At 38.7% G+C, this 13,227-nt stretch carries 10 protein-coding genes and 1 pseudogene; 6 read left to right on the forward strand and 5 right to left on the reverse strand.

Features of this window, described 5'->3' with window-relative positions; translation table 11 throughout:
• Window positions 1–2 precede the first annotated feature (2 nt).
• From IPF37_03825 to IPF37_03845, 5 genes and pseudogenes are all read right to left on the reverse strand, one after another.
• Window positions 3–1,307 carry a hypothetical protein gene (locus IPF37_03825; GenBank protein QQR48667.1) on the reverse strand — a complete coding sequence of 435 codons (1,305 nt, stop codon included), beginning with the start codon at window positions 1,305–1,307 and terminating at the stop codon, window positions 3–5.
• Window positions 1,308–1,424: 117 nt separating this feature from the next.
• The gene (locus IPF37_03830; GenBank protein QQR48668.1) at window positions 1,425–1,952 is read right to left on the reverse strand and encodes an ankyrin repeat domain-containing protein; all 528 of its coding nucleotides are present in this window, start codon (window positions 1,950–1,952) and stop codon (window positions 1,425–1,427) included.
• Window positions 1,953–1,981: 29 nt separating this feature from the next.
• A pseudogene (locus IPF37_03835) lies at window positions 1,982–3,176 on the reverse strand (tyrosine--tRNA ligase).
• A gap of 17 nt (window positions 3,177–3,193) precedes the next feature.
• Complete coding sequence (locus tag IPF37_03840; protein QQR48669.1) at window positions 3,194–3,826, reverse strand: site-2 protease family protein; 633 nt, start codon at window positions 3,824–3,826, stop codon at window positions 3,194–3,196.
• Between the two features lie 8 nt (window positions 3,827–3,834).
• Window positions 3,835–4,560, reverse strand: coding sequence for a site-2 protease family protein (locus tag IPF37_03845; GenBank protein ID QQR48670.1), 726 nt, complete (start codon window positions 4,558–4,560; stop codon window positions 3,835–3,837).
• Window positions 4,561–4,751: 191 nt separating this feature from the next.
• On the opposite strand from IPF37_03845, the gene IPF37_03850 reads away from it, so the two are divergent.
• From IPF37_03850 to IPF37_03875, 6 genes are all read left to right on the forward strand, one after another.
• Window positions 4,752–7,130 carry a tetratricopeptide repeat protein gene (locus tag IPF37_03850; GenBank protein ID QQR48671.1) on the forward strand — a complete coding sequence of 793 codons (2,379 nt, stop codon included), beginning with the start codon at window positions 4,752–4,754 and terminating at the stop codon, window positions 7,128–7,130.
• Window positions 7,131–7,163: 33 nt separating this feature from the next.
• Window positions 7,164–9,374 carry a tetratricopeptide repeat protein gene (locus tag IPF37_03855; protein QQR48672.1) on the forward strand — a complete coding sequence of 737 codons (2,211 nt, stop codon included), beginning with the start codon at window positions 7,164–7,166 and terminating at the stop codon, window positions 9,372–9,374.
• 85 nt (window positions 9,375–9,459) lie between these two features.
• Entirely contained in the window at window positions 9,460–10,470 is a 1,011-nt protein-coding gene (locus IPF37_03860) for an SIS domain-containing protein (GenBank protein ID QQR48673.1), read from the forward strand.
• Between the two features lie 13 nt (window positions 10,471–10,483).
• On the forward strand, window positions 10,484–10,711 hold the full coding sequence (gene rpmE / locus IPF37_03865; GenBank protein QQR48674.1) for a 50S ribosomal protein L31: 228 nt from the start codon (window positions 10,484–10,486) through the stop codon (window positions 10,709–10,711).
• A 15-nt stretch (window positions 10,712–10,726) separates the two neighbouring features.
• Window positions 10,727–11,788 carry a peptide chain release factor 1 gene (prfA, locus tag IPF37_03870; protein QQR48675.1) on the forward strand — a complete coding sequence of 354 codons (1,062 nt, stop codon included), beginning with the start codon at window positions 10,727–10,729 and terminating at the stop codon, window positions 11,786–11,788.
• Window positions 11,789–11,908: 120 nt separating this feature from the next.
• The gene (locus IPF37_03875) at window positions 11,909–13,108 is read left to right on the forward strand and encodes a NupC/NupG family nucleoside CNT transporter (protein ID QQR49849.1); all 1,200 of its coding nucleotides are present in this window, start codon (window positions 11,909–11,911) and stop codon (window positions 13,106–13,108) included.
• The last annotated feature ends 119 nt before the right edge of the window (window positions 13,109–13,227 follow it).

Here is a 13,227-nt window from a genome sequence, read left to right on the forward strand (position 1 = left end):
AATTATGACCTAGTGTTGCCCAGTGAAATAAATTGAAGATCGCTTAAGTTTAGTAGTGTTGCGATGCGGATATTAAGCATCACTTCTTTGCTTACGGGTGCGCGCAGTTGTTTGATTGCAAGAGAAATATGAGGATCTAAATTTTTTACATCAATCCCATAGCCGCCAAGAAAATCAGGAATTGCTGTGTGGAAAAGAGTGTCAAAAGACATGAGAATAATTTTATTTTTGTGATATTCAAAATCAGCACTTTTTAATGGTCGACGAACAAATTTTATAAGGCCCAATGTTTCTTGAGTGTCGTTCGTGACTGTCCACGTTGTTACACTGGCCATCATTTCAAGCTTTTGCTCGTTGGGGGTATGTAAAGAAAAAGTATCAGCCGTTTCAATCGATTTTCGTTCAAGAGTTAGTGTTTTATCTTCCCATTTAAAAATAAGTTTGTCGCCAATGCCAAGATTATCTTGATCACTCTTAATGAGCCATTCGGTTTTTGCATTTTCATGCTGATTAAGAAAGAGATCGATGATTGTAAAACTATAAATGCCTGAGCGTAAAAGCTGGCAGATATCATAGCCGCCATGGATATATATAATTTTTTTATTTTCTGCTGCTTTTTGCTTCAGTTCGTTGATGCAATTTTCATGCCAACAATGCCAGCTTTCAACAGAAAAATTTTTCCACATGCCAACGTAAAAAAAACGCAAAATCGAATATTGCCATGTATTAAGATAAGCTCGATAACACATATTAAATGTGTTGACCCCAAAACATAATTCAAAGATGCGATTTGCTGCAGCAAGGGAATATGTCTTTTGTGCATGTGTAGATGATTGTGCAAAAAACATCTCAAAAAGAATAGAATATTTTTCTACGGCAAGTTCTGCTCCATGTGTATCATGTTCAATCATCAATGTTTCAGGCGTTGACATGTGTAATGTTTGTAAAAAATCAATAAGTGCGGGGTCGCTGTTTTCTAAATAGTGATAGATTGTTGATAAGTTATTATAAAAAATAGGATTGATGGGTCGATCAAAAGGAACGCCATCTTGTCCGGTGAGTCTTGTAATAAATGGATAGGCTGAGTTAAGTGTGACAGCGTTACATTCGCATTGATGCTCAAATGCTTTGACAAAATCGTCATTGAGCTGGGTGCTCATGGTTGTTAGATTGCAGTCGGCATAGATCTTTTGTGTTAAAAATAAATCGCCAAAAACTTCCTGGGCCGTTTTTTCTACGCCAACAAGAGGAGGAAAAAATGCTAGCGAGAGCACAATCCTCAACAATGATTGTTTTATATTCTTCATCTTTTTCTCCGTTCTTTTTGGGGGAATAACAACAGAAAAAAGCGTATCGAATGTGGTTGGTTAATGCAACCCAAATTTTTAAATTATTTGAGTTGCATTGATTTTTTTAATAAAAAATTAATCGAGGTTTAGTTCTTGTGCTAACTGAGCTAGTTCTTGGTCTAGTGCTGTTGTTAACAAATCGATAATGGTCTTAAATTTTTTTGCCATTTCTTGATTATATTTCGACGGTACTCGTATCTCATCTCTGCCATTTTCTGTTTTACAAAGTACGGTTTGATAAAGCATATAGCTTTCGTAGCGTTCTCGAGCAATCATGAGCGGCGTTCTACCAGAGCCATCAACTTCATTAAGCTGAGTATCTGATTCTATGAGAAGCTTAACAATATTAGCATTGCCTGAAAAACAAGCGAGATGAATTGGTTGTGATTGTGAGATATTTTTTGCGTAGATATCATCTTTGTTTAGAAATAACAACATCTCGACCTCGCCTTCATTTGGGCGTGCGCATGCAAGATGTAGTGGAGTATTGCGGTAAAGATCTTGAGGTGCTTTTGCAGGTTTTTTTGCGGTTGCTTGTAGTGATCCTTGTGAATAGGTTGCAAAAAAAGCTGCCATAAAAAAATAACCATATTTTTTGATCATAATTTTGTTTGTCCTTGATGTTTTAAGTTTTATGATATTTTATAAATACGATGTTTACCAACTTTAATAATCATTCCTGCCGTGCACGAAATCTCTGCTTTAAAATCATTGATGATGCTTCCATCAACATGAACAGCATTGGACTCAATCAATCGCTTGGCTTCTGATGAGGTGGTTAGTGCGCCAAGTTCTTTGAGCAATGTTACAATCCAAACTGGATCTGGAAATTTATCGAGCAATTGGACTTCCTGAGCTTGAGAATAATCTTGTTTTTGGAAAAGATTTTCAAAGCTTTGTTGGGCTTCTTGTGCTTCAGCTTCACTCCAATAACGCTTAATAATGCCGAACGCCATTTGTTTTTTTACGTTCATGGGATGCAAAGTTCCTTGTTGAACGTCCTGTTGTAGTTGAGCAATTTCGTGCTCAGTTTTGTCGAGTAACAAAAGATAGTAACGCCACATCAATTGATCAGACATGGACATAAGTTTGCCAAACGCCTGCTGAGCAGGTTCCCACAAACCAATGTAGTTACCTAAACTCTTGGACATTTTTTTTACGCCATCAAGTCCTTCAAGTAATGGCAATGTCATGATAACTTGCGCTTCTTGGCCATATTGTTCTTGCAAGTGTCGGCCCATTAACAAGTTGAATGTTTGGTCGGTGCCGCCTAATTCAACGTCTGCTTCAAGTGCAACGGAATCATATCCTTGAAAAATAGGATAAAATAATTCGTGGAAACCGATGGTCACTTTTTCTTGAAGACGCATTTGAAAATCTTCACGTTCGATAATTCGGGCAAGGGTTACGTGTCCTGCTAATTTAATCATGTCGACCAGGTTAAGTTTGCCAAGCCACTCTGAGTTATAGCAAATAATGGTTTTTTCCGGATCAAGTACTTTGCTGACTTGTTCCAAGTAGGTACGAGCATTTTTTTTAATTTCTTCTTCTGTCATCGCGGGGCGTGTTTTTGAACGTCCTGAAGGGTCGCCGATGCGAGCGGTAAAATCACCAATTAAAAAATAACCGTATGTCCTAAATCTTGAAATTGACGCATTTTATTTAAAACAACCGCATGGCCCAAATGAAGATCGGGAGCGGTTGGGTCGGCGCCAAGCTTAATTCTGAGTGGTTTATTTTTAGCTAATTTTTTTTGAAATCTTCTTCAGGCGTAACTTGAATGGTGCCTTGTTTCAAAAATTCGAATACATCTTGTTTAATACTCATGTGATTCACTTTGTAGGTTAAAACACCAAGCTTCGTAATACGTTTTCGGCAATAATGATCAATTGTACCAGAAGAGTGCGCGTTTGTGGTAATAAAAATATAAATAAAATGAAAAAAATTGAATACTCATAAAGCAAGGTAACAAGGTGTGGGTGGTGTTTCATGAGTAATGCGATAATGACATGGCTGCCGTCAAGTGGTGGAATGGGCAGCATATTAAAAACGCCCAGCATAAGATTAACATACGCTGTTGCCTGAATAATTTGAATGAATGTTAAACCAATTGCGATTGAAAAGAATCCCGTTGGAAAATAAGCCAACATATAAAAACACATCAGTGCGAGCGCGAAATTTGAGAGTGGTCCAGCAAGTGCAGTCAAGATGGCGTATAAGCGGGGATGTTTAAAATTACGCTGATCAAAGATAACCGGCTTGGCCCAGCCAATTTTAAAAACCATTAAAAAAAGTAATCCGATTGGATCGATGTGTGCGAGTGGATTGAGGGTAAGGCGGCCTTGGCGGCGGGCAGTATTATCGCCCAGCAACGTTGCTGCTAGTGCGTGTGAGCATTCATGTACCGACAAAGAAATTAAAAAAGCAGGAAGCATAATTGCAAGTTGTGCAAAAAAACCTACGCTTGGATTCAACATAATTGTTCCTAAAATAACAGACGAAACATACCTTGCTTAATAAAGTTACTTGCGACAGAAAGAAGCCCCCACCACACATGGCTTACGATTGGTACCACAAACAGTATCATAATGATAATGAGAGAATATTCTTCAAGCCACGAAATGATAAAGCGCTTGTTGTAAGGCAAGCAATAGTAAAAAATGTATCCCGCATCAAATGGTGGGATTGGTACTAAATCGAGCACGCCAAACCAAATACCAATATCGATGATGCCATTTAAAATTTCTAAAAATGTTAAGGCAGCGTAGGGAGGCAGGTTACTAAAAGGTATAAAGCGTAAAAATGCCAACGCAACAAAAGCAAGCAAGAAATTTCCAATGGAGCCAGCCAAGCAGGTCATGATGCCACCAAATTTGTAATGTTTGAAATTGCTGTCATCAATAGGAACATCGATAGTCCAGCGCACGCCAAGAGCGAGTAACATAAAAAGTAATAATTGGCGCTGAATAGAACCAGATAAGATACTGCCAATTAAAAAAAATAAAATAATAAAGATACTCATGCCGACAATATCAAGATGAACCAGAGGATTCAAGCTTAAAAAGCCGTGGCGTTGTGGCGTGTTATCGCCCATCATAAAAGCCATAAGTGCTTTGAAAAAACCACGAAAGGTAAAAACAAGAAGGAAGATTGGAAAGAGTAGAGCTAGTTCATTGATCAAGCCCAAAAAATGTGGTGATACCATTGTCATACCCTAAAAATTCAAAATGTCGCACAATACCATCAAAACTCAAAGATTAAGCAAGTTTAGCTTGATGGTCAAATATCTTGAAAATAATACAGATCTTATTTTTATTCGACATCTTCTTTTTTTGGATTAGAATTTTCGGTAGAGAGCAATGACCCGAATGAAGAGCTTGAGAAAAACAAGGAGAAGATGCGATGATGAAGAAGAAAAAGAAAAATGATCATATTGTTGATCAAGTTAGCGGCTCCGCCTACGGTACGGCGGCAAGTGAGCGCGAATTGACGTTATGGGAAAAAATTCTTCCCCCTGCTGTTCTGAGCATTTTGACACTTATTATTTATGCGCCATCGCTCAGCTACCCCTTTCAATTTGATGACATTGCCAACATTACTAAAAAGTTTGCTATTCGCTTTGACAATCCATTGGGCCGTTGGTGGACCAACTCTCGTTGGTTTGGTGATTGGTTGAATACGCTTAATTTTCAAATTGGTCGATTTGATCCTTTTTCGTATCGTCTTTTTAACGTTTTAATTCACGTAGCAACTGGTGTTTTTGTGTTCTTTTTGGTATTGAGTCTGAGTCGCAAAATTAAAGGATTTTTGCATGACAATGCACTGTTGATTGCCACAACAACCTCTGCACTCTTTTTGCTTCATCCTGTTCAATCGCAAACAGTAAGTTATGTAATTCAAGCGCGTATTGAAGGTTTGGCAACATTATTTATTGTTGCAACAGTAACCCTTTTTGTGCAGGCATTTACGACGAAAAGTCAAATACAAAAATGGTCCTTCTTGGCGCTTTCGCTGATTATTGGCTTTTTTTCGTGCGGCACCAAAGAAATTGTTATTGTGTTGCCGTTCTTGTTGCTGATCACTGACTGGTTTTTTGTTGCTCAACAAAAATGGTCAAGTTTTAAAACGCGTTTGTGGGTGCACGCATTATTTACCGTTTTTATTATCGGTTTGATGATGCATTATTTGGGCGTTGGTTTTGCTAAGCAAGTTGTCTCGCTTGATACTGCTACCACTAATAATCGTGGAAATGTGTTAACAGTTGAGCCATTGGATGATATTACGCCCTACATGTTTTTTATTTCTGAATTTAAAGTAATTTTGCATTACATATTTATTTTCCTAATGCCGATTGGCATCAGTGTTGAATATGATTGGAAGTTAGTAAAAGGATTTTTGGCAATTGATGCCCTTTTTCCATTTTTAGCATTGTTAGCCCTTGGTTTGTATGTTTTATGGGCAACGATAAAAAAACGGCATACATTTATGGCATTTGGTATTACATGGTTTTTAATTGCGCTTGCTCCACGCTCTACCTTTTTTCCTTCGCCAGAATTAGTCTGTGATTATAAGACCTATCTTGCTTCAATTGGCGTGCTTTTTATTATGAGTGTTGGATTGATTTATGTACTTAATAAACTTTGTGCGTTCATACGATCAGCTTATTTTTTTAAACAATTTGCTCAAAAAAGTTATGCGCGTGAAGCACATGTTTATTTTGTGTTGTTAGCTCTTGTGAGTGTGCCGTACGGCGTGGGTACGGTGTTGCGTAATCAAATTTGGCGTTCTGCGGTTGATTTTTGGGAAGATAACGCAAAAAAAGCTCCTGGCAAAGCGCGAGTACATAACAATCTTGGTGTTGCTTATTCAGAAGTTGAAAAGCTTGATGAAGCAATTGTTGCTTATAAAAAAGCAATTTCAATGGATCGACATTATCAAGATCCACTGAGTAATATTGCCGTTGCTTATTCAATGAAGGGTGAGATAGATAAAGCGATTGAGTCATTGCGAGCTGCTATTCAAATTTGTCCAAATTATGCTGAAGCGTACAACAATATCGGGTCATTATTGTTACAAAAAGAAGAATTTGAAGATGCTGAACGTGCGTTGACATTTGCGCTTTATTTGCGTCCGTATTATGGCAAGGCTCACTACAATCTTGCACGGATGTACGAAGTCAAAAATAATGAAGAAAAAATGTGGCACCATTTAAAGCAAGCAACGTTGGGTGATTTAGACGTTCCTGAAGTTTTCTTCAAGCTTGGTTTGATGGGCTTGAAATTGCAAAAATATGACGAGGCGGTAAAGGCTCTTGAAACAACGTGGGCGCGTGGTATGCAAAATGAACAAGTGTTATTTAACTTGGCCAATGCCTATTTTATGGTAAATCAGTTTGATAAAGCTGAGTCTATATTTTTACGCTTGGTAAAAAGTAATCCGCTTGACAAGCGCTATGTGTACAATTTAGCAGAAACACATTTTAGCAAGGCAGATTATGACAAAGCATTAAACTTGTTTAAAAAATCGACTACTTTTTCCGATCCATTGCCACAAGCATTTTTTAGAGTTGCTAAATGTTTTGAGATGCTTAAGCAAGAAGACCATGCCAAGGGATATTTAAACGAATTACTTACGCTCAAGTCTGATGATAATTTTAAAAATGCCGTTAATACAGAGCTTGCACGGTTGTCTTTACAAGAGAAAATGATAGAAGGTAATGGTTCGGTGAAGTTGAGTGATTTTAAAACAGCGGTAAAACAAATGTCTACATCCGTTGCGTAATGAATGAAGAGTTGTTAGAAAAAAGGAGAAAAAATGCAAAAAACGAATAGTTTTGAAACTCTACAAAAATGGATTTTGCAGCCTTCGGTAATTATCCCAACGCTTTTGGCGTTTGTAACTTTTTTATTTTATAAATCATCATTGTGGTATGGATTTGTTTTTGACGATTTGCCAACAATTGTTGAATATTTTTATGTTCGTGTTTTCAATCCTGCGGAGCAATTTTTTGCTAATTCACGGTGGGTTTCTCGTGTTTTAAATCAGTTTACCTATCGTTACTGGCAAACAGAGCCATTTGCTTATCGCAGCTTTAATCTTTTTATGCATATTACCATTGGGCTAATGATATTTGCTTTGGTATCAATGGTATTTAAAGATTTGAAAAAGAATGATTTTTTACAACGTAATGCTTATTTACTTGCAACGCTGGTCAGTGCTTTGTTTTTACTACATCCTGTGCAAACACAAACAGCAACGTATGTCACACAAATGCGACTAGAAGGCTTGGTGGTCCTTTTCACGTTTGCTGTGTTATTGACATTTGTGTTGGCGGTTAAAGCAAAGACTCAATCTGCACAAATTGGCTGGTATGTACTGTCGTATGTGCTGCTTGCTTTTGGGGTTGGGACTAAAGAAGCGATTGTTGTTTTGCCAGTACTCATCGCTCTTTTTGATTGGTTCTTTTTGGCAGAAGGTGATTGGCAACAATTTGTAAGTCGTTGGTATATTCATGGCATGTACTTTTTGGTGATGATTGGCCTGTTGGTTAAATTTAATATTATTAAAACTAACTACCTTGCATCAGTAACGGTAACGCCGTTGGCCAACAATCGTGGCAATGTGTTGACTGAAGCAGTAACCGAACGTATTACGCTGTTTCCTTACTTTATTTCTCAATTTAAGATTATTTTGCATTACATCAAAATTTTCTTTTGGCCATTTGGTTTGTGTTTTGATTACGATGTGCGCATTTCTAAAAGTGTTTTCAGTGTTGATGTTGTTGTGCCATTTATTATTTTACTTTCAATGATTTGTGTTGCTGTGCGTTTGTGGTGGCAAGAGAAAACAAATGTTATTAGTTTTTGTGTGGCATGGTTTTTTGTTGGTATTGCACTTCGTGCAAGTATTTTCCCTTCAACAGAATTAGTATGTGATTATAAGACCTATTTGTCTTCGTTTGGTGTGCTGCTTTTGATTGCAGTTGGTCTGGCTTATCTTGTTAAAATGGCAACAAGTTCGTTGACCAAAGAAAAAATGCATCAATATAGTATTGGCATGGTCAGTGTTTTTGTTTTATTAATGGGTTATGCAACACAAACAAGAAACTTGGTGTGGAGCTCAGAGTTAGCATTTTGGCAAGACGCGAGTGAAAAGTCTGGCAAGGCTCGTTGTTTCAATAATCTTGGTACTTCGCTTTATACCGTTGGTAAAGCTGCTGAAGCAATTGAAGCTTTTAATATGGCAATTAAGCGTGATGATTGGTACGCAGAGCCTCACATCAACCTAGGTTCAATTTATCAAAATATGGGTGATAACGATAAAGCGTTTGAAAATTATCGTCGAGCAATTGAAATTGGCGAAGGACATCCAGAGCTTTTCAATAATCTTGGTATTTTGCATTATACCACCAACAATCTTGAAGCAGCTGAATTATGCTTTAAACAAGCCCTGCAACTGCGTCCGTATTACAGCAGAGCAAACATTAGTTTGGGTAAAATATATCAACAGCAAAATCGCATGACTGAAGCTGCGGAAGCTTTTGAAGCAGCATTGCGTGGTGACTATAGTGATCAAGATGTACAATATTTGTGCGCTACCTCATTTTATAGTATTGGCAATTATCAACGCACAGCGCAGTTGTTGGAGCCGCTTGATAAAAATTATCAAGACGTGGCTGTATTGTTGGGTGGTGCGTATTATAGTTTGGGTGATTTTAGCAGAGCAGCTGAAAATTTTGGCCATGCATTTAAGCGTAGCAACGGCGATATTGGGTTGTGCTATAATTATGCGCAATCATTGATTAATTCAAAGAACTATGACGAAGCGTTGGCTATGTTTAAATTGTGTGATGAAAAAGATGCTGAAAATTATCCATACGCTAAACTACATGTTGCAAAATGTTTGAATGAACTTGGCAACCGAACAGAGGCCGTGAGCGAACTTAAGCAGTTGGTTGCTAATACCAAGCATGAGCATATTAAGCAAGATGGCTTGAATTTAATGAAAGAACTTGGTTTTGCATAAAAAGAGTGCTTGTTAAAAATAAGACGAAGAGCTCTCGACAACGAGGGCTCTTTTTATTTGGTAAGGTAAACATTTGAGGTGGGATATGATTGAAGAAGTCCGCTTGTGGCAACAAAAATTGAGCGATGGTATTGCTTGTGCACAAATATTTATTGAGCAATTTGCTGATGTATTGCCAAAAAATAGTAACAATATAGCCTTTGTGGGGATGGGTGGCTCGGGGATTGCTGGGCGCATGCTCAAAACATTTTTAGATCGCGAAGGCGTTACATCAACTGTTATTGCCACGTCGATGGTGCCGGCTTACCTGGATTCAACGACTCTGGCTCTTGTTATTTCATATTCTGGCAATACCTGGGAAACGCTTGATGTTTTGCATCAACTTATTGAAAAAAAGGTTCCTACTGTTGTTATTACGCATGGTGGACGAGCCCTTGAGTTAGCTAAAAAGCATGGTTTGCCATACGCAATCGTCCCTGCCTCTAAGACGCCGCGGTCAGCTTTAGGTAACTTTTTAGGCTTTATTATGACCCTTTTAGAATTTGGTGGCTTTCTAAAAAATGGCAAGGCTATGGCTGAGGGTTTTAAAAAGCAAGCGCAGCAAAATTTGCCAAAGTTGACCAATAGTGCTTATTTTGATGATTTTTTTGCCCAGGTGCAGGATGATGAATTTTTTCATATTTGGGGCGTGAGTGGCGATAGTGAGGCATTTGCGTATCGGGCCCAGACCCAATTTAATGAAAATAGCAAGGTTCATCCAGTAAGTTCTGCCTTCCCAGAGCTGTGTCACAACCTCATTGTTGGCTTTACGCAGGTAAAAAAAGCCCCATGTGTTCTATTTTTCTACACTCATTTTTTGCCAGAAAACCTCAAAAAAGCGATTGGCGCGACTGAAGAACTTATGCAGGAACATGGGGTTAATCTTTACAAACCGCCTATTTTGGGCGATACTTTGAGTGATCAGCTTTTTAATATGGTTTTATGGGCTGATTGTGCCTCATATTATCTGGCTTTAAAACGGGGTGTGGATTCTGCTCCCGTCCAACTAATTGATGCGCTTAAAAATAAACATCAGCAAAAAGGTATTTTAATATAAAACGAGGATCATCATGAAAAAAGGTATTCACCCAGAAATTTACGAAGTAAGCGCTCATTGCGTATGCGGTAGTTCATTCCAAACAATTACCACCTCAACTGAGTTGTCTGTTGATATTTGTTCAAAATGCCATCCGTTGTTTACGGGCGAACAAAAATTTGTTGATACCGCTGGTCGTATTGAAAAGTTTCAACAAAAATTCCAACAAGGTTCTTCTGTCAAATCAAACAAGAAACGTTAAGAGTATTACGCTTATATGTTGGACTGGAATATCATACAAGCAGAATATGATCTGCTTGTAGACAAACTTTCTTCTTCGTCGGTTGCGCCAAAAGAGCGCATAGAAATGCAACGACGTGCTTCGCAACTTTCTGGCTTGCTTAAACTGCATAAAGAAATTGAAGCACTTGAAAAAACCATAGCGGATAATGAACAGCAAGCCGCGGGCGAAGAAGGTGAGCTTAAAGAATTGTATTTGGAAGAGATAGAATCTTCTAAAAAAGCAGTCCAGGAGCTGACCAAGGAATTGGAGGATATTCTTTATCCACCAGATGAGCGTGATAGCCGTTCGGTATTTTTAGAAATCAGGGCAGGCGCCGGCGGACAAGAAGCGGCGCTTTTCGTTGCTGATTTATTTCGTATGTATTCTAACTATGCTCTGAGTCGACATTGGACTATGTCGGTTGTTGAAGCAAACGATACCGACATTGGCGGGTACAGCAAAATTGTTGCTCACGTCAAAGGTAAAAACGGTTATAAATATTTTAAGCACGAGTCTGGCGTGCATCGTGTGCAGCGCGTACCAAAAACTGAAACCGCTGGGCGTGTCCACACGTCGACGGTTACCGTTGCGGTAATGCCTGAAGTTGAAGATATCGAAGTTAACATTGATCAAAAAGATTTGCGGATCGATGTGTATCGTTCAACGGGTGCCGGTGGCCAACATGTTAACACAACCGATTCGGCCGTGCGTATTACACACATACCAACCGGCGTTGTTGTTTCATGTCAGGATGAGCGTTCTCAAATTAAAAATAGAGCGCGCGCTATGAAAGTGCTGCAATCTCGTATTTATGAAGCTGAGCGTCAGCGCCGCGATGCAGAAATGAGTGCGCAACGAAAAGAGCAAATTGGTTCTGGCGATCGTTCAGAAAAAATTCGCACTTACAATTTTCCACAAAATCGCATAACCGACCATCGCATTGATGTTACGCTTAAAAAGCTTGATTTAGTGATGGAAGGCGATCTTAATGACTTACTTGAGCCGCTGATCGACTGGGATCGTGAACAGCGACGCAAGAAAAGTTCTATCGAATAAAATCCTGTAATCTTTTGTAGAAGGTTTCAACGTTTTCGGGTATAGTACCCAAACTTGCGTAACTGTTTTACTCACCTTTTTTCGACAGGATTTTTTATGTTTAATATTGTTGAATTTTTGATGAAAGATAATCATTATATCAGTATTATCGGCATATTTGTTATCATCGGCATTGCCTTTCTCTTTTCGAACAATAAAACAAAAATTAATCCGCGCCTTGTTGCTAGCGCCCTGCTCATGCAGTTTGTGCTGGCTTTTTTTATTTTAAATACGTCTGTTGGTAGAAGTATTTTCTTGGCCATTTCGCATGGCTTTGAGGCGTTGTATCATTTTGCCGATGAAGGTGCACGTTTTGTGTTTGGCAATTTGGCAGATATCCAAGGCCCATGGGGCATGATTTTTGCGATCAAAGTTATTCCGACCATTATCTTTTTTGGTGCATTGATGGCGTTGTTGTTCCATCTTGGCATTGTACAAATTTTTGTTAAAGGCTTGGCGATTGTTATTCGACCAATTCTTGGCACCTCGGGCGCCGAAACGCTTTCAGTTGCTGCCAACAGTATGCTTGGGCAAACTGAAGCGCCATTGCTCATCAAACATTATTTGCCAAAAATGACCTCATCAGAAATGTTACTGGTTATGGTTGGTGGCATGTCGCACTTGAGTGGTTCGCTGTTGGCTGTTTATGGCAGTATGGGTGTACCAATCGAGCACTTGCTCTCTTCGACGATCATGGCCATTCCTGGTGCTGTTTTGATTGCTAAAATTTTGATACCAGAGACCGGTATGCCAGAGACGATGGGTGGCAAAGTAATCAAACTTGAAGTAGAAACCAAAAATTCTCTTGATGCTATTTCACGTGGTACTACCGATGGTTTAAATTTGGCTGTTAATGTTGGCGCTATGCTTATTGCTTTTATTAGTTTGATGGCGCTTGTGAATACCATTTTGACGTCAGTTGTTGGTTTGTCGTTGAACGATATTTTTGCAAAAGCATTTTACTTTGTTGCGTTCTTTCTTGGTATTGCGCCAGAAGATCGTTCATTGGCTGCAAGCTTGCTTGGTCAAAAAGTGGTTATTAATGAATTTGTTGCCTATGCAACATTTACCGGTTCTGAAATGCTTGAGCGTTCTCGCGCTATTATGACTTATGCGCTTGCTGGCTTTTCAAACTTTTCATGCATTGGTATTCAAATTGGCGGCATTGGTGCTATCTGTCCTGAAAAACGCACGATGCTGACCAAGCTTGGTTTGCTGGCGCTTTTGGGTGGTATGCTAACCAATTTGCTTAATGCGGCCATTGCCAGTTTATTTGTTTAAGATTTTTTACAAGGTCTGGCGGTAGCAAAATTCATCGCCAGACCCAATTAAAGACTTTTCTAATTCTAGCCGTGTCTTTAATTAAAATGTTTTTTATGATAACCTGAAAGCGTAATAAG

The organism is bacterium, from assembly GCA_016699045.1.
Classification (GTDB): domain Bacteria; phylum Babelota; class Babeliae; order Babelales; family RVW-14; genus AaIE-18.

Excerpts from the sequence above, each read along its gene's own strand:
- IPF37_03855 (QQR48672.1), top strand. The coding sequence starts at position 7,164 with ATGCAAAAAACGAATAGTTTTGAAACTCTACAAAAATGGATTTTGCAG.
- IPF37_03825 (QQR48667.1), bottom strand. The coding sequence starts at position 1,307 with ATGAAGAATATAAAACAATCATTGTTGAGGATTGTGCTCTCGCTAGCA.
- IPF37_03875 (QQR49849.1), top strand. The coding sequence starts at position 11,909 with ATGAAAGATAATCATTATATCAGTATTATCGGCATATTTGTTATCATC.
- IPF37_03860 (QQR48673.1), top strand. The coding sequence starts at position 9,460 with ATGATTGAAGAAGTCCGCTTGTGGCAACAAAAATTGAGCGATGGTATT.
- IPF37_03845 (QQR48670.1), bottom strand. The coding sequence starts at position 4,560 with ATGACAATGGTATCACCACATTTTTTGGGCTTGATCAATGAACTAGCT.
- IPF37_03840 (QQR48669.1), bottom strand. The coding sequence starts at position 3,826 with ATGTTGAATCCAAGCGTAGGTTTTTTTGCACAACTTGCAATTATGCTT.
- IPF37_03850 (QQR48671.1), top strand. The coding sequence starts at position 4,752 with ATGATGAAGAAGAAAAAGAAAAATGATCATATTGTTGATCAAGTTAGC.
- prfA (QQR48675.1), top strand. The coding sequence starts at position 10,727 with ATGTTGGACTGGAATATCATACAAGCAGAATATGATCTGCTTGTAGAC.
- IPF37_03830 (QQR48668.1), bottom strand. The coding sequence starts at position 1,952 with ATGATCAAAAAATATGGTTATTTTTTTATGGCAGCTTTTTTTGCAACC.
- rpmE (QQR48674.1), top strand. The coding sequence starts at position 10,484 with ATGAAAAAAGGTATTCACCCAGAAATTTACGAAGTAAGCGCTCATTGC.